18 protein-coding genes are annotated in these 21,556 nt (G+C 71.7%); 13 read left to right on the forward strand and 5 right to left on the reverse strand.

What is annotated here, in order from left to right:
• Positions 1–189 precede the first annotated feature (189 nt).
• From ABJI51_RS42375 to mdlC, 4 genes are all read left to right on the forward strand, one after another.
• Positions 190–402, forward strand: a complete 213-nt coding sequence (locus ABJI51_RS42375; RefSeq protein ID WP_348956860.1) for a hypothetical protein — start codon at positions 190–192, stop codon at positions 400–402.
• Between the two features lie 3 nt (positions 403–405).
• Positions 406–1,332: an NsdA family TPR-like regulatory protein gene (locus ABJI51_RS42380; protein WP_348956861.1), complete on the forward strand. Its 927-nt coding sequence runs from the start codon at positions 406–408 to the stop codon at positions 1,330–1,332.
• Between the two features lie 167 nt (positions 1,333–1,499).
• Entirely contained in the window at positions 1,500–3,149 is a 1,650-nt protein-coding gene (locus ABJI51_RS42385; RefSeq protein ID WP_348956862.1) for a S53 family peptidase, read from the forward strand.
• A gap of 90 nt (positions 3,150–3,239) precedes the next feature.
• The gene (gene mdlC, locus ABJI51_RS42390) at positions 3,240–4,826 is read left to right on the forward strand and encodes a benzoylformate decarboxylase (protein ID WP_348956863.1); all 1,587 of its coding nucleotides are present in this window, start codon (positions 3,240–3,242) and stop codon (positions 4,824–4,826) included.
• Positions 4,827–4,903: 77 nt separating this feature from the next.
• On the opposite strand, the gene ABJI51_RS42395 is transcribed toward mdlC, so the two are convergent.
• The 4 genes from ABJI51_RS42395 to ABJI51_RS42410 are packed head-to-tail and all read right to left on the reverse strand — an operon-like array spanning position 4,904 to position 8,393.
• Entirely contained in the window at positions 4,904–5,761 is an 858-nt protein-coding gene (locus tag ABJI51_RS42395) for an ABC transporter ATP-binding protein (protein ID WP_348956864.1), read from the reverse strand.
• Between the two features lie 19 nt (positions 5,762–5,780).
• Positions 5,781–6,614, reverse strand: coding sequence for an ABC transporter permease (locus ABJI51_RS42400; RefSeq protein ID WP_348956865.1), 834 nt, complete (start codon positions 6,612–6,614; stop codon positions 5,781–5,783).
• Positions 6,611–7,381, reverse strand: coding sequence for an ABC transporter permease (locus tag ABJI51_RS42405; RefSeq protein ID WP_348956866.1), 771 nt, complete (start codon positions 7,379–7,381; stop codon positions 6,611–6,613). Before ABJI51_RS42405 ends, ABJI51_RS42400 begins: the two co-directional genes overlap by 4 nt.
• Before the next feature lie 4 nt (positions 7,382–7,385).
• On the reverse strand, positions 7,386–8,393 hold the full coding sequence (locus ABJI51_RS42410) for an ABC transporter substrate-binding protein (RefSeq protein WP_348956867.1): 1,008 nt from the start codon (positions 8,391–8,393) through the stop codon (positions 7,386–7,388).
• 721 nt (positions 8,394–9,114) lie between these two features.
• Here ABJI51_RS42410 and ABJI51_RS42415 point away from each other — a divergent pair.
• From ABJI51_RS42415 to ABJI51_RS42440, 6 genes are all read left to right on the forward strand, one after another.
• Positions 9,115–12,234: a sensor histidine kinase gene (locus tag ABJI51_RS42415; protein ID WP_348956868.1), complete on the forward strand. Its 3,120-nt coding sequence runs from the start codon at positions 9,115–9,117 to the stop codon at positions 12,232–12,234.
• A 20-nt stretch (positions 12,235–12,254) separates the two neighbouring features.
• Entirely contained in the window at positions 12,255–12,722 is a 468-nt protein-coding gene (locus ABJI51_RS42420; RefSeq protein ID WP_348956923.1) for a roadblock/LC7 domain-containing protein, read from the forward strand.
• A 25-nt stretch (positions 12,723–12,747) separates the two neighbouring features.
• The gene (locus ABJI51_RS42425; RefSeq protein WP_348956869.1) at positions 12,748–13,527 is read left to right on the forward strand and encodes a DUF742 domain-containing protein; all 780 of its coding nucleotides are present in this window, start codon (positions 12,748–12,750) and stop codon (positions 13,525–13,527) included.
• Entirely contained in the window at positions 13,508–14,116 is a 609-nt protein-coding gene (locus ABJI51_RS42430; RefSeq protein WP_003085371.1) for a GTP-binding protein, read from the forward strand. The genes ABJI51_RS42425 and ABJI51_RS42430 overlap by 20 nt, the downstream gene beginning before the upstream one ends.
• Positions 14,117–14,518: 402 nt before the next feature.
• On the forward strand, positions 14,519–14,935 hold the full coding sequence (locus ABJI51_RS42435; protein ID WP_072476021.1) for a roadblock/LC7 domain-containing protein: 417 nt from the start codon (positions 14,519–14,521) through the stop codon (positions 14,933–14,935).
• Between the two features lie 6 nt (positions 14,936–14,941).
• The gene (locus ABJI51_RS42440) at positions 14,942–15,790 is read left to right on the forward strand and encodes a DUF742 domain-containing protein (RefSeq protein WP_348956870.1); all 849 of its coding nucleotides are present in this window, start codon (positions 14,942–14,944) and stop codon (positions 15,788–15,790) included.
• Positions 15,791–15,912: 122 nt separating this feature from the next.
• Here ABJI51_RS42440 and ABJI51_RS42445 read toward each other — a convergent pair whose 3' ends face one another.
• A complete protein-coding gene (locus ABJI51_RS42445; RefSeq protein WP_348956871.1) occupies positions 15,913–18,150 on the reverse strand; it encodes a helicase-associated domain-containing protein in 2,238 nt (745 codons plus the stop codon).
• Between the two features lie 91 nt (positions 18,151–18,241).
• Between ABJI51_RS42445 and ABJI51_RS42450 the strand changes: the two genes are divergently transcribed.
• The 3 genes from ABJI51_RS42450 (at position 18,242) to ABJI51_RS42460 (ending at position 21,548) form a co-directional block, all read left to right on the forward strand.
• A complete protein-coding gene (locus tag ABJI51_RS42450) occupies positions 18,242–18,421 on the forward strand; it encodes a hypothetical protein (RefSeq protein ID WP_348956872.1) in 180 nt (59 codons plus the stop codon).
• Between the two features lie 105 nt (positions 18,422–18,526).
• Positions 18,527–19,918, forward strand: a complete 1,392-nt coding sequence (locus ABJI51_RS42455) for an NAD-dependent malic enzyme (RefSeq protein ID WP_348956873.1) — start codon at positions 18,527–18,529, stop codon at positions 19,916–19,918.
• A 97-nt stretch (positions 19,919–20,015) separates the two neighbouring features.
• Complete coding sequence (locus tag ABJI51_RS42460) at positions 20,016–21,548, forward strand: alpha/beta hydrolase (RefSeq protein ID WP_348956874.1); 1,533 nt, start codon at positions 20,016–20,018, stop codon at positions 21,546–21,548.
• The last annotated feature ends 8 nt before the right edge of the window (positions 21,549–21,556 follow it).

Genomic DNA, 21,556 nt, shown 5'->3' on the forward strand with positions numbered 1-21,556 from the left:
TGGCAATTTCCGACAGGTGGCGCAGGAGGGTGGCGCTGTGGGTGCGCGTATTCGGTTCGCTGTCAATTCGATGAGGGTGCAACGGGAAAGCAGGCTGCCCGCCGCGAGATGGATTTCCGGCGCCTTGGCAAGGCTGATTCCGCGTGAATATCGCCAGAGTGCCTCGGCGGCAAGCCGGAGGGCCGGATCGTGACCGGCGCGATACCGCGTCAACGCGGTCCCGAAACCTCCGAAGACGAGTTCGCCCGGCTGGGTCTCGGCGGCTCGCTCGCGCTCACCGGTGTCCTGGCGGCGGTCAAGCTCGCGGAAACCGCCACCGGCGTGGTGCTGACCGCCGCCGGCGTGCTGCCCGGGGCGGGCACCCCGAAGGGCAAGGCGCCGGGCCGTCCCGGCGGGGAATGACGCATGCGCGTGGGACTCACCGACGTGTGCCGGCTCGAGGAAACCGTTGCGCGGCTTCGTGCCCGTGACTACCGCTACGGCGGCGGAGCCTGCCGCGAGGCCGTAGAGGTCCAGCTGTGCGGAGCCGTGAAGCTGCTGAGCGGCACGATGCGGGACGCCGTCCGCCCGCGGCTGTACACCGTCGTCGCGGATCTGTACAACCTCGCGGGCTGGACGAGCTTCGACGAGGACCGTCCCGAGGCCGCCCTCGAGGCGTTCGCCCAGGCGATGGATCTCGCCGCCGAGGCGGGGAACGACGACCTCCAGGCCAACATCCGGTACCGCGCCGGGCGGCTGCTGCTGCACTACGACGTCGTCGACCCCGCGCTGACCGAGTTCGCACGGGGCCGGGAGGCTGCGCTGCGGGCGCGGTCCCCGCTCGCCCAGGCGGTCCTGTCGGCCAACCAGGCGTGGGCGTACGCCAGGAAAGCCGACGCCGGGGCCGCGCTGGCGCACCTTTACCGCGCCCGCCAGGAGTTCGCCGCCGCCGAAGGGACCGAACCGTCGCCGTGGGCGGCCTTCTTCGGGCCCACCGACCTGGCGGCGATGATCGGCACCGTGCACGCCGAACTGGCCCAGGTGGTCGACGTCCGGCACGGGCGCGAGGGAATCCCCGCGCTGACCGAGGCGGTCGCCGCCTACGGTCCGGAGATGCCCCGCAGCCGCTCGCTGACCCTGGGGTGGCTGGCGACCGTGCACGCGCTCGACGGCGATCTCGACGTCGCCGCCGCCGTCGGGCAGGAGGCGATCGAGCTGGCCGGGGCACTGCGCTCGCCGCGGACCCGGCAGCGGCTGCGGACCCTGGCCGCCGCGGCGGCCCGGTTCGGCGGCGACCCGCTCGCGCGGGAGATCGTTGAACGCGTCGAAATGTCCGGGCATTCCGGACAATAATCGTCTTACCATGAGAAGGTAAACCTCGCGGAAAACGAAAATGGGATCCGCCGAAGGCCAGACAAAAGTAGGTTCCTCGGCGTGAGTACGGCTTCTTATGCTTCTCGGCAACCTGCGGCGAGGGAATTCGCGCAGGCCCGGTCCCCACCGCCGAGAGGAAATCCCCCATGCGCTTGCGCAAGCTCGTCGCGGCCGCCGTGCCGCTGCCGGCGTTGCTCGGTCTCGCCGTGGCCGTTCCGGCCACCGCGGCGACCGAACCCCTGGTCACACTGGCCGACAACGCCGCGCCGCTGGTCAACAGCGCCCGCACCGGCGACGTCGCGCCCGACCGGCCGATCACCGCGGCGTTGTCGCTGAAACTGCACAACCAGCAGGCGCTCGAAAAGTTTCTCGCCGACGTCCAGAACCCGACTTCACCGCAATACCACCACTTCCTGACCCCGGCGCAGTTCAATGCCCGATTCGGCCCGACCCAGGCCGATGTCGACAAGGCCGTCTCATTCCTCGGGAAAGCGGGTGCGACCGGGATCGAGGTTTCCGGAAACCGCCAGGCCATCACGTTCACCGGGTCGGCCGCCCAGCTCGAATCGGCGTTCCGCACCCGGATCGGGACCTACCACGACCGGGTTTCCGGCCGGGACTTCTTCGCCAACGACGCCGCGCCGGCCCTGCCCGCGGACGTCTCCGCCGTGGTGGGCAACGTCGTCGGCCTCGACAACCACGCGCTGCGGACACACAAGTCGCACGCGGTCGCCAAGCCGAACGTCGTCAAGGCCGTGACCCCGCCGGTCCTCAAGACCGCCTACGGCACCAGCGGAATCGCGGCGACCGGCAGCGGCGTGAGCGTCGGCTTCGTCGAGTTCGACGGCTACCAGAAGGCCAACATCACCAAGTACGACAGCACGTACGGCCTGACCTCGGGCGGATTGACCACCGTCTCGGTCAACGGCGCCAACTACGACTCGTCGCCGGGTGACGGCCAGGTCGAGGTCGAGCTCGACATCGAGGTCGTGCACGCGCTGGCCGCCGCGACGCACGGATACGTCTACGAGGCGCCGAACTCGGGCGCGGGCGAACTGGCGATGTACCAGAAGATCGCGTCGGACAACACCGTCGACGTCGTCTCGATCTCCTGGGGCGCCTGCGAATCCGCCGAGGGATCGAGCCAGGCGAAGAGCGTCAGCTCCGCGATCGCGACCGGCACCGCGGAGGGCATTTCGTACTTCGCCGCCGCGGGCGACGACGGCACGACCGACTGCTACCGCCAGACCGGTTCCACGGCGAAGGCGGTCGACTTCCCGGCGTCGAGCCCGAACGTCACCGGCGTCGGCGGCACGCAGCTGTCGGTGACGTCGTCGAACACCTACAGCAGCGAGTCGACCTGGAACAACGGCGACAGCGGCGGTTCCACCGGCGGCGGCATCTCGACGCTGTTCGCCGCGCCGTCGTGGCAGTCCGCGCAGAGCACCACGAACCGCAAGGTGCCGGACGTCTCCGCGGACGCGTCGCCGACCTCGGGCTACACCATCTACAGTGCCGGCGCGTGGCAGCAGGTGGGCGGCACGTCGGGCGCGGCCCCGCTGTGGGCGGCCTTCGCGGCGCTGCAGACCCAGGTGCACGGCGGTGACCTGGGCAACCTGAACCCGACGTTCTACTCGATCGGCAACAGCTCCTCCTACGGCACGGGCTTCCACGACGTGACGACGGGCAACAATTCCCTGCACGGCACGACCGGGTTCGCCGCCGGGACGGGCTACGACCAGGTGACGGGCTGGGGTTCCTTCAAGGGCACCGGGCTGTCGGGCCTGATCGGCTGACAGGCCGGCTCCGGGGCCGCGGCGGATTGCCGCGGCCCCGGACGGCATTCGGGGGATTTCCTTCGCAAGGCTAAACGTTAACCTGGGGGCATGATCAAGCGCACGGTCCTGGACGCCACCCGCGAGCTGCTCCGCGAACTCGGTCTCACCACGGTGTTCGGCAATCCCGGCACCACCGAGGTCCCGTTCCTCACCGACTGGCCGGACGACTTCGCCTACGTCCTCGGCCTGCAGGAGTCCGCCGTCGTCGCGATGGCCGACGCCTACGCGCAGGCCACCCGCCAGGCCGTGCTGGTCAACCTGCACTCCGCCGGCGGCGTCGGGCACGCGCTCGGCAGCGTCTTCAACGCCTACCGCAACCGGACGCCGCTGATCGTCGTTGCCGGGCAGCAGATCCGCTCGCTCCTGCCGCACGAACCCTTTCTCGGCGCGATGGAAGCGCCGGAGTTCCCGAAGCCGTACGTCAAGTGGTCGGTCGAGCCCGCCTGCGCCGAGGACGTCCCGGCCGCGCTGGCCCGCGCCTACCACGTCGCGACGCAGGCGCCGTCCGGCCCGGTCTTCGTGTCCGTCCCGGCCGACGACTGGGCCGCGGTCACCGAGCGGCCGTCGATCTCCCGGCCCCGCATCCGCGGCTTCGCCCCGGATCCCGAGGCCGTCGACGAGCTGGCGGCGGCGCTCGACGCGGCCGAACGGCCGGCGATCGTGGTCGGGGGAGCGGTCGACCAGGACGGCGCGGTCGTCGAAACCGTCGCGCTCGCCGAGCGGCTCAACGCGGCCGTGTGGGTCGCGCCGATGTCCTACCGCTGCTCGTTCCCCGAGAACCACCCGCTGTTCCAAGGGTTCCTGGACCCCGAGCGCGGCGCGGTGAGCGACGCGCTCGCCGAGTACGACCTGGTCGTCGTGCTCGGCGCCCCGGCGTTCACCTACCACGTCGACCGCGGCCGCGGGGACGCCCCGCTGCCGCCGCTGTACCTGGTCAGCGACGACGAGCAGGTCCTGGCGCGCGCCTTCGAGGGCACCGGTGTCCGCGCGACGCCGAAGCTGGGCATCCGGGCGCTGCTCAACGCCGTCGGGCGGAGCGCGCGGAAGGCGCCGTCGCCGATGCTGCGTCCGGAAAAGCCGGGCGGGGAGCGGCTCACCGCCGAGTTCGTCTACGCGACGCTGGCGGAGCTGCTGCCGGACAACGCCTTGGTGGTCGAGGAGGCGCCAAGCCACCGCGGGATCCTGCACGAGTACCTGCCGATCACCGCGACGGACACGGGTTTCCTGACGATGGCCAGCGGCACGCTCGGCTACGGCATCCCGGGAGCGGTGGGCGCGGCACTGGGCCGCCCGGACCGCACGGTGGTCGCGGTGGTCGGCGACGGTTCGAGCATGTACGGCATCCAGGCCCTGTGGACGGCGGCCCGCGAGGAGCTGCCGGTGACGTTCGTGATCCTGGACAACTCGGAGTACGCGGCGGTCCGCATCCTCGGCGACGCGATCGGCGGCAAGAAGCTCCCGGGCACCCAGCTGGGCGGCATCGGCTTCGCGGCACTGGCGGAAAGCATGGGCTGCCAGGGCATGACGATCGGCGAGCCGTCGGAACTGGTGTCTGGCTTGCGATCGGCACTGGCCGACCCGCGGCCGACGCTGGTCCACGTCCGCGTGGCGCCGTCGGACCGGACGCTGTACTGACCGAGCGCGTGGTCTGCCGCGGCTTGTCGTGAGTGAGAAACAGTGTTCTAACCCTGTTTCTCACTCACGACGCCGGGTCAGCCGGCGGTCTTGGTCTCCGCGGTGTCCGAAGCCTGCTCGGCCAGTTCCCACTCCGCCGCGTCCGAGGCGGCCGCGGCCGCCTCCGGGGTGCCGCCGTGCAGCAGGCGGGCCACTTCGCCGCGCAGGGTCACGAACTCCGCCGACTCGCGGGTGGTGATCTGGTCGCGCTCGGCGGGCAGGCCCACCGGGAGGTCCGCCACGATCGACGCCGGCGACTTCGACAGCACCAGCACCCGGTCGGACAGGTACACGCTCTCGTCGATGTCGTGCGTGACGACCAGGATCGTGCTGCCCTGCTCGCGCTGCACCCGCCGGGTCAGGTCCTCCAGCTCGAACCGCGTCTGGGCGTCGACCGACGCGAACGGCTCGTCCATCAGCAGCAGCGCCGGGCGGCTGGCCAGCGCGCGGGCGATCGACACCCGCTGCTGCATGCCGCCGGACAGCTGCCACGGGTACTTCCCGCCGACGCCGGACAGGCCGACGTGCTCCAGCGCCTCGGCCGCGCGCGCCCGCCGCTCCGCCTTGGAGATCGGCCGCCAGCGCAACGGGAACTCGACGTTCTTCTGCACCGAAAGCCACGGGAACAGCGAGCGGCTGTAGTCCTGGAACACGACGGCGAGGTCGTCCGGCACGCCGTCGACGCGGTCGCCGTGCAGGCTGACCGTGCCCTCGGTCGGCGGGGTCAGGCCGGCGATGCAGCGCAGCAGCGTCGACTTCCCGCAGCCCGACGGGCCGACGATGCTGGCCAGCTGGCCCGCCTCGACGGTGAACGACAGGTTGTTCACGGCGGTGTGCGCCTTCGCGCCGGTGCCGTACCGGTGACTGACGCCGGAAACTTCGAGCATGGTGGACATGGGAGAGGCCTTTCCAGCGTCAGCCGCGGCCGAGGCGGGTCGGCTGCCAGGCCAGCACCCGCCGCTCCGCGGCCAGGAAGATCGTGTTGAAGACGTAGCCGAGGATGCCGAGCAGCACCAGCCACGACCACATGGTCGGGAACTCGAAGTCCTGCTGGGCGTTCATCAGCGACCGGCCGATGCCGTTGTACGCGCCGACCAGTTCGGAGACCACCATCAGCAGCAGCGAGATGGACAGGCTCACCCGCAGCCCGGCGAAGATCTTCGGCGCCGCGGCGGGCAGCACCACCATCGTCAGCCAGTACCGCTTCGGCGTGCGGAACGACCGCGAGGTCTCCACCTTCACCTGGTCGACCGAGCGGACGCCGTCGACGGTGTTGAGCAGCACCGGCCACACCGCGCCGAAGATGATCGACCCGATCTGCATGCCGGAGCTGAGCCCGAACAGCACCGCGAACACCGGGATCAGGGTGGGCGGCGGGATCGAGCGGAAGAACGCGAACAGCGGGCCGACGTAGTCCATGCCCGTCGTGGACCGGCCGATCAGCACGCCGAGGAGGATGCCGGCGAGCGCGGCCAGCACCCAGCCGCCGAGCGTCCGCCCGAGGCTGGGGAACACGTTGTCGAACACCGCGTCGGTGAGGAACAGGTGCGACGCGGGCCCGGTGAACCACAGCTTCGCGGCGGCGACGGCGATCTCGGTCGGTGGCGGGAAGTACTTGCTGCCGCCTGCCCGTGCAGCGAACTCCCACACGACCACGAGGATCGCGAACAGCAGCCAGTTGCGCAGGATCGCGGTGGCCCCGCGCACGGCCCGCCTGCCGACGCGGCCGGAAAGGGTTGCGGTGCTCACGCGATCGCCTCCCGGTCGACGGTGCTCCACCGGAAGAACCGCTTGCCGAGCTGCTCGAGCCCCTCGTTGATCAGGTAGCCCAGCGTGCCGGCGACGACCGTGCCCGCCAGCACCAGGTCGAACCGGATCGAGCCGGTGCTGGCGACGAGGACGAAGCTGCCGAGGCCGAGCTGGGAACCGGCCAGGAACTCGACGCTGACGACGGCGATCAGCGCGATGGTCGCCGACAGCCGGACGCCGGTGAAGACGAACGGCGCGGTCTGGGGCAGCGCGACCGACGAGAGCATGCGGAACCGGCTGGTCCCGCACGCGCGTGCGGTTTCCATCAGCACCGGGTCGATCTCGCCCATGCCGTAGATCGTGTTGAACATGATCGGCCACAGCGACGCGTACACCGCGAGGGAGATCTTCGCGTCCGGCCCGGAGCCGATCACCAGCAGCACCAGCGGCACCAGCGCGGTGACCGGGATCGGGCGGAGGAACTCGACGATCGCGGCGGTGGCCGTGCGCAGCGCGGGGATGCTGCCCAGCAGCAGCCCGGCGGGGACGCCGATGGCGATGGCGATCGCGAGGGCGATCAGCCAGGCCAGCATCGTCGCGACGACGTCGCGGAGGAATTCGCCGTCGCCGAGCAGCTGCCCGACGGTGACCAGGACGACGCTGGGCGGGGGGATGAACGTCTTACTGACCAGGCCGGCCTGGACGACGACCTCCCAGAGCAGGAGGAAGCCGGCCAGACCGGCCAGGCCGCGGAGCAGTTTCGTCACGTTCTCAGCTCGTCGCCTGCGGAGCGATCATCGGCGCGGCCTCGACCTTGCTGGTGATGACACCCATCTGGAGCAGCAGGTCCGGCACCCGCTGCAGACGCCGGGCGTCCAGGGTGGAGCCGTAGCCGGGCAGGGTCAGCAGCTTGGCCGTGTCTTCGTCGATCTTCGCGTACTTGACCAGCAGCGGCTCGACCTTCGAGCGGTCGTTGATCGCGTCGATGGTGGCCTTCTTCATCGCCCGCTGGAAGGCCGTGAGGGTCTTCGGGTTGGCCTGCACCCACTTCGTCGTCGAGCCGTAGCCGGTCAGCGGGAAGTCCTGGCTGGCGCCGGTGTTGATGTCGATGACCGGGGTGGCGCCGGCGATCTTCGCCGCCTGCGTGAGCATCGGCTCCGGCATGTAGGCCGCGTCCACCTGGTTCTGCTGCAGCGCGGCCGCCATGTTCGGCAGCGGCATCGTGACCCACTTGACCTGGCTGAAGTCGACGCCGTGGTCCTTCATGACGGACTTGGTGAGGATGTCCGACGCGGTGTTCTGCGCGGTGATCGCGATCCGCTTGCCCGCCAGGTCGTTGACCGTCTTCACCGGCGAGGTCGGCACCGTCACGATCGCGTTGCTCTTCGCGTTCACCGACGTGCCGTCCGCGACGAGCTGGATGTCGGCGGCGCCCTTGCTCTTGGCCACGAAGAACGGCGTGTACGTCGAAAGGGCGATGTCCGCTTCGCCGGAGAGCGCCTTCGTCATCGACTCCTGGCCGCTCTTGGCGATGATCTGCTCGACTTCGAGCCCTTCGGCCTTGAAGTAGCCCCCGTCCTGCGCCAGCCAGAACGGCCCGAGGTCCACCGTCGGCATGATCGAGACCTTGATCTTCGACTTCTCCAGGCCGCCCCCGTTCGACGAGGCGTTCGAGTCGTCCGAGCCGAGCGCGCTGCAGCCGCTGACGGCTGTGACGGCTGCGACGGTGAGGGCGAGCCCGAGCGCGGCGCGGCGAGTGCGAACCCGGCCACTGCTCATGGCGTTTCCAAGCAAGGCCTGCTCCCTTGACGAAAGTGACGGTTCGTGAACCGATTCCAGTGGAAGTGCGTGACTCATTCCCGGGAGAGCCACGCGGGCCACTGTAGAGAACGTGACTGCTCGCTCACAACGGGTTGGATCACTACCCAGGAGGGTGGCGCATGTCACTCTTTCGGCCTCTGGTCTAGACCCACTGCTCCACTCGCCGTAGCGGTTCACGCAGCGTAGAGGGCGGTTCCCGAATCGGGGACGACTGCCTGTGCGCGCGCTGAGCGAACGCTGTGCAACATCGAGTGCGTCCTGTCGGGAGGGTTACATCTTCCCCGCCCGTTCGCTACCCTCTGCACCTGCGGGGAGGTATCAACCTCCGATGTAGTGAGAGAGAGTGCCTGGATGGCCGATCAAGAGGATCCACTTCGGTTTACCAGGACACACTGTGATTCTCCTGAGAGAAACATCCCCGCAGTGGCCACTGCCTGGCCGGGCACAAGCCGCCGCGCCGGTGGGCTGGGCCGAACGAACTGACCGATGCAGGACCAGCGCAGGGACCCGACCGTGATGCTCAGGCTGAACCGATTCCGTCCGGCCGGACGGGGTTCGGGCAACCCCGTCGAAGACGATCTTTTCACCCGTACGGGTAGCGTCTTGCGCTGGGCTCCTTCCGACCGGCGGGTGCGCCGGAGCGCCGGGAGCGTGCAGACGAGTGGCTGAGGAGAACGTGATGCGCCCTGGCGGGCGCTGGTCCGACCAGGGTTTCACGAGCACGAACGACGATGGTGGTGCGGCGGTGCCGAACGAAGACGCCGCGGGGGCGGGAGGGACCCCCGCGCAGTCGCCCGGAGCGGATCCGGGCCGGAAGTCCGGATGGTTCTCCGGCATGCGCGACTGGCGGCTGCGATCCAAGCTGGCCGCGGTCCTGATCATCCCGACGCTGACCGCGCTGGCGCTGGGGGCGCTGCGCGTGGTCGACGACGCCCGCGAGGCCGTCGAGTTCCAGCGCACCGCCGACCAGGTCGCGTTCGCCGTCAAGGTCACCACGGTCGTGCACGAGCTGCAGAACGAGCGCTCGCTGGCCGTCGCGCGGATCGCGTCCAACAACCCGCTGCTGCAGACCGGGCTGGACGCGCAGATCGCCAAGGTCGACCGCGAGGTCGCCGACCTGCGCAATGCGGCGGGCACCCTCGACTACCCCGACCAGGCCACCAAGGACCGCTACACGCGCGGTCTGCAGCGCCTCGACGCCCTCCGCCCGCTGCGCGCGGCGTTCACCAGCGCGAACGGCCTGCCCGACATCACGGTGATGACCGCCTACTCGGGCGTCCTCGACTCGCTCATCGAGCTCGGCCGCGAGGTGACCACCGCGGTCACCGACCGCGACGTGCTGCGCCTCGGCACGAGCACCCAGGCGATCAGCGAGGCCAAGGAGTTCACCACCCGCTCCGACGCCGAGCTGCAGATCGCCGCCTTCCGCGGCAACTTCTTCGGCGACCTGCTCGACCAGACGCGCGCGTCGGCCTCCAGCGCGGACGCCTCCGTCCAGTCCTTCCTCGCGAACGCCGACGACGACCAGCGCCAGCTCTACAACGACACGTACTCCGGCCCGGAGGTCGACGACCGCCGCCGGATCCAGACCGCGGCGTTCTCCCTCGCCCAGCTGGGTGAGGCACCGAGCATCGACACCACCGCGCTCAGCAAGGACAGCACCGTGTCGGCCGACAAGCTGCACGCGGTCGAGTCGAACCTGCTGGCCCAGCTGAAGACGCGCGCGGACGACCTGGCCACGCAGGCGGTCAACTCGGCGTGGATCGGCGGTGCCGTCGTGCTCGCCGCGCTGGCCGCCGCGATCGCGCTGATGCTCGTCGTCGCCCGGCTCATGCTGCGCCCGCTGCGGGTGCTGCGGAAGAGCGCGCTGGACGTCGCCTACACGCGGCTGCCGGAGACCGTGCAGGCGATCCTCGACGACCCGGACCCGGTCGGCGCCTCGAAGAAGGCCGTCCAGCCGGTGCCCGTCACCTCCCGCGACGAGATCGGCGAGGTCGCGCGGTCGTTCGACATCGTCCACGAGCAGGCCGTCAAGATGGCCGCCGAGCAGGCCCTCCTGCGCGAGAACGTCAACGGCATCTTCGTGAACCTGTCCCGCCGGTCGCAGCGGCTGGTGGAACGCCAGCTCGGCGTCATCGACCGGCTGGAGGCCGACGAGCAGGACCCGGACCACTTGGCCAGCCTGTTCGAGCTGGACCACCTCGCGACGCGGCTGCGGCGCAACGGTGAGTCCCTGCTGGTGCTCTCCGGCGCCGGCCTGGCCAAGTCGGTGCCCAAGCCGGTGCCCGCCGCCGACGTCATCGGCGCCGCGGTGTCGGAGATCGAGCAGTACGCCCGGATCGAGGTCGGCATCGTGCCCGACGTCGCGGTCCAGGGCCTGGCGATCCACGACCTCGTGCACGTCCTCGCCGAGCTGCTCGACAACGCGACCTACTTCTCCGAGCCGGAGACGAAGGTCATCGTGCGGGCCGTGGTGACCCGCCGCAAGGCGCTCGCCATCCAGGTCACCGACCACGGTGTCGGCATGAGCGAGGAGCGGCTGGCCGAGGTCAACGCGCGCTTGGCCGACCCGCCGGACCTGGACGTGTCGGTGACCCGGCGAATGGGTCTGTACGTGGTTTCGCGGCTGGCCAAGCGGCACGGCATCGAGGTCCGCCTGCGCGAGAACGAGGACATCGAAGGCGGCGTCATCGCCCGCGTCGTCGTCCCGGCCGAGCTGCTGACCCCGCTCCGCCCGGGCATGCAGCGGCAGGCCCCGCCGCCGCCGACCCGCTCCGAGACGTCGACGTCGCTGCCGAGCATCCCGCCGATCCCGGCCGCGCGCTCGGACTTCGACCAGACGCAGTCGCACACCCCGGTGCCGCCGTCGTCGGCGCCGACGCCGCTGCCCCCGCCTCCGCCGTCGCCGGCGCCGGTGGCGAACCAGGGCGGGCTGGTCCCGCTCGACCAGCCGATCAGCCTGGACGACCTGGTCAGCGGCGGCCGCGCGGCGGGCCCGTTCCTGTCGCCCGAGCTGCCCAAGTCCGAGACGCCCGCGTGGCCGACCGCCGAGGACCTGGCCCCGCTGACGCCGTCGGCGAACGGCGAGGGCGCCAGCTCGGGCACCGGTGACACGCAGTTCGCGCCGCTGGTGCTGCCCAAGCGCGAGCCGAAGTTCGTGCCGCCCGAGGAGCCGCCGCCGTCGCCGCCGCCCGCGGAGGAGGTCGGCTCGTCGGCCCTCGAAGACGACGTACCCACCCGGCGGCTGCCCATCTACCAGTCGGTGCTGTCACGCTGGTTCAGTGAGGGCGACGACTCGGCTGCCGACCCGGCGCCGCCGCAGGCCGACGGCGACGATCCGAACCTGCCGCCGCTCACCGGCTCCGGCGAGGAGCGGCCCGCGGACGACCTGCAGCCGACCGCGGCGACCCGGCACCCGCTGCTCCCGCCCGACGACGGCTGGCACAGCGCGTCCGACGACGGCTGGCAGGCGGCACAGTCGCTGCTGGAGTCCAAGAACGAGGAGATCACCCCGGCCGGGCTGCCCAAGCGCATCCCGAACGCCTACCTGGTGCCGGGGTCGATCAGCAGCCCGGCGCCCGAGGCACCGGCCCAGAACAACTTCGCGGACGCCACCGCAGGCATGCCCGGAACGGGTGCGATCACCCGCTCGGCGGCCGCGGCGCGGAGCCGGATGGCAAGCTTCCAGCGTGGCTACACGTCGGGACGGCACGCGTTGAAGGAACGCCCGGCCGGGGAGAGGCTGGAAGGCAACGGGGTTCCGGTGAGTGGCAACACCACAGACAGCAGTGAGGAGTGAAAGTGACACGGGCGGGTGCAATGCAGCCGGGTGGCGCCGCGCAGCCGAACGGCCAGGCGCAGGCGAAGGCGGGTAGTGCCGGCAGCTTCGCTTGGCTGATCACGGATTTCGTGCACCGGGTGCCCGGCGCGGCCCACGCGGTCGTGGTGTCGGCCGACGGCCTGCTCCTGGCGGCTTCGCGAGGCCTGCCGAAGGACCGGGCGGACCAGCTGGCGGCGGTGGCGTCGGGGCTGACCAGCCTCGCGCGCGGCGCGGCGAAGGTGTTCGAGGGCGGCACGGTGGCGCAGACCGTGGTCGAGATGGCCAACGGCTTCCTCTTCCTCATGTCGGTTTCCGACGGTTCGTGCCTGGCGGTCCTCGGATCGCCGGAGAGCGACATCGGCCTGGTCGTCTACGAGATGACCCTGCTGGTGGAGCGGGTCGGCCAGCAGCTGACCCCGGAGATGCGGGCGCAACTGCAGGGCGCGGCGGCGGTCGGCCGCCGCTGAGGACCCGGGAACCGAGGAGAGAGCCGTGGACGACGGGCGCTTGAGGGGTGATGGCCGGCTCGGTGACGACTTCTCCGGCGGGTGGTCCGAGCAACCGGGCGACGGCCGGGAGGACTGGCAGTCGTTCCGGGAACGCGTCGACCGCGAGTGGCGGGCGCGGCGCGTGCAGGCTTCCGACAGCGACCCCGTGCGGGAGCCGCCGAACTGGCTGACCGACAGCAACGCGGGGCAGGAGCCGCTCCGGCCGATCGACGCCGGCGGCGAGTACCGCGACCGGCTGCTCGGCGGCCCGGGCGCGGAGCTGTTCGGCGGGTCGAGCGGGCCGCTGTACGACGCGCGCGACTTCGCCGCGTACAGCACCGAGCGGGACTTCTCGTCGGGGCCGGACTCCGGTGAGCTGGCCGCGGCGCTGCCGCGGCAGGCCCACCAGGAGTACGTCGACGAGCCGCCGCCGACCGAGATGGAGACGTCCGGCCTGGTCCGGCCGTACTTCCGGACCCGTGGCCGGACGAAGGCGACGCTCGACCTGGCCATCGAGGCGCTGGTGTCGACCAGCGAGCAGGGCCGGATGCTCGACCGGGTCCGGGTGCCCGAGCACCGGTCGATCTGCGACCTGTGCCTCGACACCCGGTCGGTGGCCGAGGTGGCGGCGCTGCTGCGCCTGCCGCTCGGCGTGGTGCGCGTGTTGATTGGTGACGTGGCGGGCCTCGGGCTGGTGCTGGTGCACTCCAGCAGCCCGACCGTGGGCGACCGCCCGAGTATCGAGTTCATGGAAAGGGTGCTCAGTGGGCTTCGGAGAATTTGACTCCGACGCGAACGCGCCGCAGGTGACGGGTCCGACCTCGTCGGCCAAGATCGTGGTCGCCGGCGGGTTCGGTTCGGGGAAGACGACTTTGGTCGGGGCGATTTCCGAGATCGACCCGCTGACCACCGAGGCCATGATGACCGAGGCGAGCGTCGGGCACGACGACACCTCGGCAACGCCCAACAAGACCACCACCACCGTGGCGATGGACTTCGGGCGCATCTCGCTGGACTCGGACCTGGTGCTGTACGTCTTCGGCACCCCGGGTCAGCACCGGTTCTGGTTCATGTGGGACGACCTGGCGGTCGGCGCCATCGGCGCGGTCGTGCTGGTGGACACGCGGCGGCTGGCCGACGCGTTCCCGTCGATCGACTTCTTCGAGAACCGGAAGCTGCCCTACGTCGTGGCCATCAACTGCTTCGACCGGCTGCTGCACCACCAGATCGAGGACGTCCGGCACGCGCTCACCATCGCGCCGTCGGTGCCGATCATGGCGTGCGACGCGCGGGAGCGGGAGTCCGCCAAGCAGGTGCTGATCTCGGTCGTCCAGCACGCGATCGCGCACGATACGGCGTTGCGCGCGGGATAGCCGATGACGCCCCGGACCGGATGCGGCCGTTGGAGTGAACTCCGCGTGCTTCACCCACTTCGGGGAGTGGTGCGGCCGTCCGGACCAGTCACCCGCCCGGCCCCTTCGGTAGCGTCGGGGGCGGGGTGGCGGAGCCCGGTCGCCGGCACGGTGGCTGACCTGCGCGGACGCCGGACGGCGGTGGCGGGAGACCGGCGGGGCGGAGTGACCCCCGGACGGGTGGCGTGGCACAGGCCGGCGCGGAGTGCACCCGCTCGCGCACGTAGGGTGCGCAGCGGCCGTCCGGTGGCGGGCTCGACACCACCGGCGGGGCGAATACGCTTTACCGAGGCGTCGCCGACCGGCCGTGCCGGACGCTCCGGGGTGCGGCGCGCGGCGCCGCACGAGCAAGGAGGAGCAGGAGTGACGGCTTCCGGACAGGGCACGTTCGGCTGGCTCATCACGGACTTCGTGCGCCGGGTACCCGGCGCCGCGCACGCCGTTCTGGTGTCCGCGGACGGGCTGCTCCTCGCGCCCTCGGAGGGGCTGCCGCAGGAGCGTGCCGAACAGCTGTCCGCGGTGGCGTCCGGGTTGATCAGCCTGACCCAGGGCGCCGCCCGCTGCTTCGAAGCGGGCGGCGTCAACCAGACCGTGGTGGAGATGGAGCGCGGCTACTTGTTCCTGATGTCCGTTTCGGACGGTTCGTCACTGGCGGTCCTCGCCGCGCCGACGTGCGACATCGGCACGGTCGCCTACGAGATGACCCTGCTCGTCGAGCGTGTCGGCCAGCAGATCACCCCCGAGCTGCGCGCGCAGCTCCAGGGCGGCGTTCGTGGGTAGGGCGAGATGAGGATTTCGGGATTCGACGATCCGGACTCCAGCGCCTGGGACGCCCTGCACCGCGGCACCGAGCGCGAGAGCTTCGACTCGCCGAGCAAGTTCGACATGTCGACGCTGTCGATGATCATGCCCAAGCGCAAGCCGTCCCGGCCCAAGCCGGACGCGCAGGGCTACACCGACGAGGACACCCGCGAGTGGGGTTCGTCGCCGGTGCCGGAGGACGACGGCTACGACCCGGCCGAGCCGGAGTGGCAGGACGGCGAGCGCTACGAGCCCCCGCCCCTGGAACCGGCCTGGACCCCACCCCGCGGCGCGGCCCGCCCGCCGGCCCCGCCCCGCCCCCCGGCACCCCGGCCCCCGGTGACCCGCCCGCCCGCACCGCCCTCCCGGGCACAGGCGCCGGCGTGGGCCCCGCCGTCGGACTGGACGCCGCCACCGGACCCGGAGACCCGCTGGATCCCCCAGCCGGAGCCGTGGCAGGAGCCGTCCTGGAACGAGCCTGCCCGCGTGGCCTCGGCGAACTCCCGCGTCCGCCCGTACACGCGCACGGGCGGCCGCACGCGGTCCGACCACAACCTGGCCCTGGAGGCCCTGGTCTCGACGTCCGACGACGGCCGCCGCTACCGCGGTGTCCGGTCGGTGGAGCACCGCCGCATCTGCGACCTGTGCCTCGACACCCGCTCGGTGGCGGAGATCGCGGCCCACCTGCGCCTCCCGCTGGGGGTGGTGAAGGTCCTGGTCGGCGACATGGCGGACATCGGCCTGGTCCTGATCCACCAGACGGAACTGATCCTCGGCGACCGTTCGTCCCGGGAGTTCATGGAACGCGTCCTGGCCGGCCTGCGCGCCCTCTGACGGTCCGCTTCGCCCAAGCGTCCCAATGTGGCCTTCGGTGCTCCTCCCATGCCCCCACCGCCACCCTCAACGGAGGCTGTGTTCACAAGCGCACCCAAGGCCACATTGGGCGCGCGCCCGGGTCAGTCCTCCACGAGGGCCGCGGAGGTGATGCGGTGCAGGGAGTACCGCTCGTTGTTCTCGCCTTCGAGAATCCCGCCCCCGACCCGCACCGGCCGGACCACGCGCTGGGTCGCCGTCCCGCGTGAGTCGACGAATCCGATCCACACCTCGCGCCGCTCCAGGGTCGCCCGGGACAGCAGTTCCAGCGTTGCCGACGTGTCCGCGCCGCCGCCGACCGGTGCCCGGACCGCCGAACCGCGGCGGCGGGCCGATGCCGCGTCGCCTGCGCGCAGGTTCGACACGATCCGCGCGGCCTGGTCCTCGGTCAGCACCGCCTGCTCGCCCGGGCTGCGCCGGGCCGCCCGTGCCTTCGCCGGCAGCCGGCGTCCGCCTGGGCGGATGTCGACCACCCGGCCGTCCGGGCCCTCCGCCGCCGGGGCGAAGCCGGCCGCGCGCAGCCCGGCCAGCACCTCGTGGAGGGGGTCGGGGCTGATCACGACCGTCGGTGCGATCTGGCGCAGGTCGTGCTCGGCCGCGACCGGGTTGGCCAGCACCTCGGCCAGCAACGCCTCGTCGTCGCAGCGCAGGAAGGACGCCGCGACGCCGCCGCGCAGCCGTCCGTGGCGCCGGGCGACGTCGTCGATCAGGTAGCTCAGTCCCTGCGGGACCGGGGTCGCCGACTTCGCCTTGAACAGCGCGTGCAGCTCCCCGGCGGTGCGGCCGGTGTCGAGCGCGCGCCGCACCGACGCCTCGGTGATCCGGTAGACCGTCGCGTGCCCGGCCGACTCGACGTCGGCGACCGCGTCCATCTCCGCGGCCAGCTCCGGCTCCAGCGGGCCGGGCGCGACGACCGTCAGGTCGGCCTGCAGCAGCACGTGGTCCACCGGCGCGGGCAGCGCGTCCAGGATCGCCTCCACCGCGCCCGGCCGGTCGTCGGCGAGCAGGGCCCGCGCCGCCGTGGTGAGCCCGCCGAGCCCGACGAGGCCCAGCGCCGACGCCTCGGCCATCGTCCAGCGGACGGTCTCGTCCCGCAGCCGCCCGCCGCGCCGCGGGGCACGCCAGGCCAGCACCGCGACGAGGTCGTCGACGCTCTTCACGCCGTCGCCCTCGGGCAGGTCGGCCAGCGCGGAAAGCACCCGGCGCCGGGCGACCGGGGCCAGCGGACGGCGCAGGTCCTCCGACAGCGGCGCGATCGGCTTGTCCTTGGCGTCCCGGCCGCCGGCCAGCCCGGGCAGCCGCGGCAGCTCCAGCCACGCCTGGGCGAGCGTCATCCACCGCTGCGCGGCCGGCGACGCGAGCCACGAGTCGGTCAGCGTCGTCGGCACCCACTCGGGCACGGTCGTCTCGCTGTCCGCGACGAGCCCGGCGCCGACGACCAGCTCGGCGAGCAGGGTCGCCTGCGTCTCGTCGACTTCCAGGTCCTTGGCGAGCTTCTTCAGCTCGCGCACGCCGAGCCCGCCCGACTTGAGCACCGGCGGTGGCGTGGCCGACCACGACCGCAGCAGGGATTCGGTGTGCCGCAGGAACTCCATGGCCTCACCGGCCGCCGCCTTGTCCACAGTGGACGGCTCGTGCGGCTGGACCGGCAGCTCCGGCTCGGTCAGGGTCCCCGGCGGGAAGACCCCGCCGCGGACGGCGACGCCGAGTTCGCGCGGCAGCTCGACGGTCTGGTCGTCGCGCCGCAGCAGCAGGCCCCTGGCGAGCAGCTTCTGCACCGGCGTCTCGGCCTTCTCCAGCGACACGTCGAGCCCGGCGTCGCGGGTGCGGCCGATGGGCGGGCCCGCGGCGAGGGCGGTCAGCACCGCGCGTTCGTCGTCGGACAGCTCCGCGAGCCGCGCGCCGAGGTCCTCGCCTGCCAGCGACGGCAGCGACGCGCCGAGCCCGGCCGGGAACGGCCCGAGCGCCTCCCGGGCCGCGGGCGGCACGCGCAGGGCGTCGTCCGGGCCCCAGGCCAGCGCCCGTGCGCGCAGCCGGGCCAGCGGCTCGGCGACGTCGGCCTCGACCAGCTCGGCGACCGCGGACACCGGCACCGGATCGCGGTCCGCGCCGGCCAGCAGGCACGCTTCGAGCACGGCGAGGGTGAAGCTGTCGAGGTCCTCGCAGGCGCGCGCGACCGAGCCCGGCGTGCCGGCCCGGGTGGCCAGCACCGTGCTGTCGGACGGCGGGGGCGTGGACAGGTCGCGCCGCGTGCGGAGCAGCTCGGTGAGTGCGGCGTCGGACTCCGCGCGCAGCCAGTCCGCCAAAGAGGTCGCGGGCATAGAAGACCAGGGTACCGGGCGGTTGCGCTGGTCCGCCCGGGCTGAGGCAGACTGTCTCCCGAAGTGTCGAGCACGTGCTGTGGAGGACGTTGTGGCCAAGGGTGAGAAGAAGCACAAGGGCATCGACCCGACCTGGCCGGGCGAGGACGGCGAGCACCCCGTGACCGAGCTCGCGTCCGACCGTCAGGGCGCGCTGTCGCCGTTCGGCGACGTCACGTTCCCGCTCGAGACGGTGCCCTACGTGCACCCGGAGACCGAGATCAACCGCTGACCCCATAGTTACTGGTCAGTACCGGTATCGGCCCCTCGTGAGGGCGGTCACGGGAGTAGGTTCGCTCCCGTCCCAGCCCACCTTTCCCATGCGGGGGTAAGTGCCATGCCGGTTCCCGGTCCCGGATATTCGATCACCGTCCGGGTCGAGGCCCCGGCCTCGTCCACCGCGGCCGGTGACCTGACCACCGCCGTCGGGCGGGTCGGCGGCGTGCTGACCGCGTTCGACGTCGTCGAGTCCCACACCGACTCGATCGTGGTCGACATCAGCGCCAACGCGCTGTCGGAGAACCACGCGAACGACATCACCCAGACGCTGGACTCGCTGCCCGGCGTCAAGGTCCGCAAGGTCTCCGACCGGACGTTCCTGATCCACCTCGGCGGCAAGATCGAGGTCACGCCGAAGGTCGCGCTCCGCAACCGTGACGACCTCTCCCGCGCCTACACCCCGGGCGTCGCGCGTGTCTGCCAGGCGATCGCCGCGAACCCCGAGGACGCGCGACGGCTGACCATCAAGCGCAACACCGTCGCCGTGCTCACCGACGGCTCCGCCGTGCTCGGCCTCGGCAACATCGGGCCGGCCGCCGCGCTGCCGGTGATGGAGGGCAAGGCGGCGCTGTTCAAGAAGTTCGCCGACGTCGACGCGTGGCCGGTGTGCCTGGACACCCAGGACACCGAGGAGATCATCAAGATCGCGAAGGCGATCGCGCCGGTGTACGCCGGGATCAACCTCGAGGACATCGCGGCGCCGCGCTGCTTCGAGATCGAGAAGCGGCTGCGCGAGCAGCTGGACATCCCGGTGTTCCACGACGACCAGCACGGCACCGCGATCGTGGTCGTGGCCGCGCTGCGCAACGCCCTGCGCGTGGTCGGGAAGAACATCGAGGACTGCAAGATCGTGGTCAGCGGCGTCGGCGCGGCGGGCTCGGCGATCATCCGGCTGCTGCTGCGCAAGAACCCGGCCGACATCGTCGCCGCGGACATCGACGGCATCGTCCACTCCGCGCGCGGCAACCTCGACGACAACCTGGCCTGGATCGCCGCGCACACCAACAAGCAGCAGGTCAGCGGCACCCTGCACGAGGCGCTGCAAGGGGCCGACGTCTTCATCGGCGTCTCCGCGCCGAACCTGTTCGGCGCCGAGCAGGTCGCCACGATGAACAAGGACGCGGTGGTCTTCGCGCTGGCGAACCCGGACCCGGAGATCGACCCGCTGGAGGCGCAGAAGCACGCCGCCGTCGTCGCGACCGGCCGCAGCGACTTCCCGAACCAGATCAACAACGTCCTGGCCTTCCCCGGCGTCTTCCGCGGCCTGCTGGACGCGCACGCGCACAACATCGACGACACGATGCTGCTGGCCGCGGCCGACGCGATCGCCGACGTCGTCGACAACGGCAAGCTCAACGCGTCGTTCATCGTCCCGAGCGTGTTCGACAGCGCGGTGGCCCCCGCGGTCGCCGAGGCGGTCCGCAAGGCGGTCCGGGCGGAGCAGGGCTGAATCCTCACTTCGTAGGACCCCCGATCCTCCTCACGACGGACGACCCGGCGCCCCCTGCCGTCCTAGGCTGAAGGCCGACTCGCAGGGGGTGCGCGGGATGGGGAAGAGCCGGCTGGCCGCCATGGTGGCGGTCGTGACGATGACTGTGGTGCCCGGCGTCGCGTCCGCGGCGCCGGGCCCGATCCGGTGGGGTGCGTGCCCGGCGGACGCGGCCGCGCCGGGGCTGGAGTGCGCGACACTCGACGTCCCGCTGGACTACCGGCGGCCCGACGGGCCGGCGATCCAGGTGGCGATCTCGCGGCTCAAGGCGCCCGACCCGGCGAAGCGCCGGGGTGTGCTGCTGACCAACCCCGGCGGCCCGGGTGGCCCTGGCCTGACGCTCCCGGCGGTGCTGGCGGCGATCGGCCTGCCGAAGAGCGTGCTCGACACGTACGACCTCATCGGCTTCGACCCACGCGGCGTCGGGCACAGCACGCCGGTGACGTGCGACCTGGCGCCCGAGCAGCAGATGAGCAACGTCCCGCCGTACGCACGCAACGCGGCCGACGTCGCCGCGCGCGCGGAGTACGTGAAGGGGATCGCGCGCCAGTGCGGCGCTTCGCGGACGGCGTGGATGCTGCCGTACGTCACGACGGCGAACACGGCCCGCGACATGGACCGGATCCGGGCGGCACTGGGCGAGCCGAGGGTGTCGTACTACGGCGTCTCGTACGGTTCGTACCTCGGCGCGGTGTACACGACGCTGTTTCCGCAGCGCAGCGACCGGATCGTGCTCGACAGCAACACGAGCCCGGGTGGCCTGGACGTCACGGGTTCGCGGTTGTTCGGCCAGGGTTTCGAGGACCGCTTCCCGGACTTCGCGGCGTTCGCGGTGGCCCATCCGGAGTACGGCCTGGGCGCGAACCAGGCCCAGGTGACGGCGAAGTACTTCGACCTGGCCAGGCGGCTGGACGCGCAGCCGAGCCCGCAGGGCATCACCGGGCCGCTGTTCCGCCAGTTCACGCTGGGGATGATGTACAGCGACGCGACGCTGCCGTACCTGGCTTCGGTGTGGCAGGCGCTGGACCGCGGCACCCCGGTCCCGCCACCACCGGGCAGCGGCGTCCCGGACCCGGACAACCTCCTGTCGAGCCAGCTGTACGTGGTGTGCGGCGACTCGGACTGGCCGGAATCGCTGTGGACGTACCAGAAGAACGTGGCCATCGACCGCTTCCGCCACCCGATGTTCGGCGCGGCGGCGGCCAACGTCTGGCCGTGCGCGTTCTGGCCGTCGGATCCGGTCGAGCCCCCGGTCCGCATCGGCGACCACGGCCCGGCGAACGTGCTGATGACCCAGAACCTCCGCGACCCGGCAACACCACTGGCGGGAGCCCTCCGGCTACGCCAGGCGCTGGGCACCCGGGCCCGCCTGGTCACGGCCGACCAGGGTGGCCATGGGGCGTATTTGTTCGGCACGAACAGTTGCTTGAACAACGCTGTGTCGTCGTTCCTGGCATCGGGAGCCCGCCCGGCACAGGACACGGCATGCGCGGCAGAGCCGGCCCGTCCGGTCCCGGCGGAGGCGGCGGCCACGGCCCGGGTGGCAGGAGGGTTCGGCCTGTTCGGCGGGTTGACATCTGTTCGGTCGTGATCATCGAG

It is taken from the genome of Amycolatopsis melonis, assembly GCF_040064235.1.
GTDB classification, from domain to species: Bacteria; Actinomycetota; Actinomycetes; order Mycobacteriales; family Pseudonocardiaceae; genus Amycolatopsis; species Amycolatopsis melonis.

Bases quoted from the DNA above. Each gene is read 5' to 3' on its own strand.
- ABJI51_RS42395 (WP_348956864.1), bottom strand. From the start codon at position 5,761: ATGTCCACCATGCTCGAAGTTTCCGGCGTCAGTCACCGGTACGGCACC.
- ABJI51_RS42445 (WP_348956871.1), bottom strand. From the start codon at position 18,150: ATGCCCGCGACCTCTTTGGCGGACTGGCTGCGCGCGGAGTCCGACGCC.
- ABJI51_RS42460 (WP_348956874.1), top strand. From the start codon at position 20,016: ATGGGGAAGAGCCGGCTGGCCGCCATGGTGGCGGTCGTGACGATGACT.
- mdlC (WP_348956863.1), top strand. From the start codon at position 3,240: ATGATCAAGCGCACGGTCCTGGACGCCACCCGCGAGCTGCTCCGCGAA.
- ABJI51_RS42380 (WP_348956861.1), top strand. From the start codon at position 406: ATGCGCGTGGGACTCACCGACGTGTGCCGGCTCGAGGAAACCGTTGCG.
- ABJI51_RS42440 (WP_348956870.1), top strand. From the start codon at position 14,942: ATGAGGATTTCGGGATTCGACGATCCGGACTCCAGCGCCTGGGACGCC.
- ABJI51_RS42420 (WP_348956923.1), top strand. From the start codon at position 12,255: ATGCAGCCGGGTGGCGCCGCGCAGCCGAACGGCCAGGCGCAGGCGAAG.
- ABJI51_RS42410 (WP_348956867.1), bottom strand. From the start codon at position 8,393: ATGAGCAGTGGCCGGGTTCGCACTCGCCGCGCCGCGCTCGGGCTCGCC.
- ABJI51_RS42415 (WP_348956868.1), top strand. From the start codon at position 9,115: ATGCGCCCTGGCGGGCGCTGGTCCGACCAGGGTTTCACGAGCACGAAC.
- ABJI51_RS42385 (WP_348956862.1), top strand. From the start codon at position 1,500: ATGCGCTTGCGCAAGCTCGTCGCGGCCGCCGTGCCGCTGCCGGCGTTG.
- ABJI51_RS42455 (WP_348956873.1), top strand. From the start codon at position 18,527: ATGCCGGTTCCCGGTCCCGGATATTCGATCACCGTCCGGGTCGAGGCC.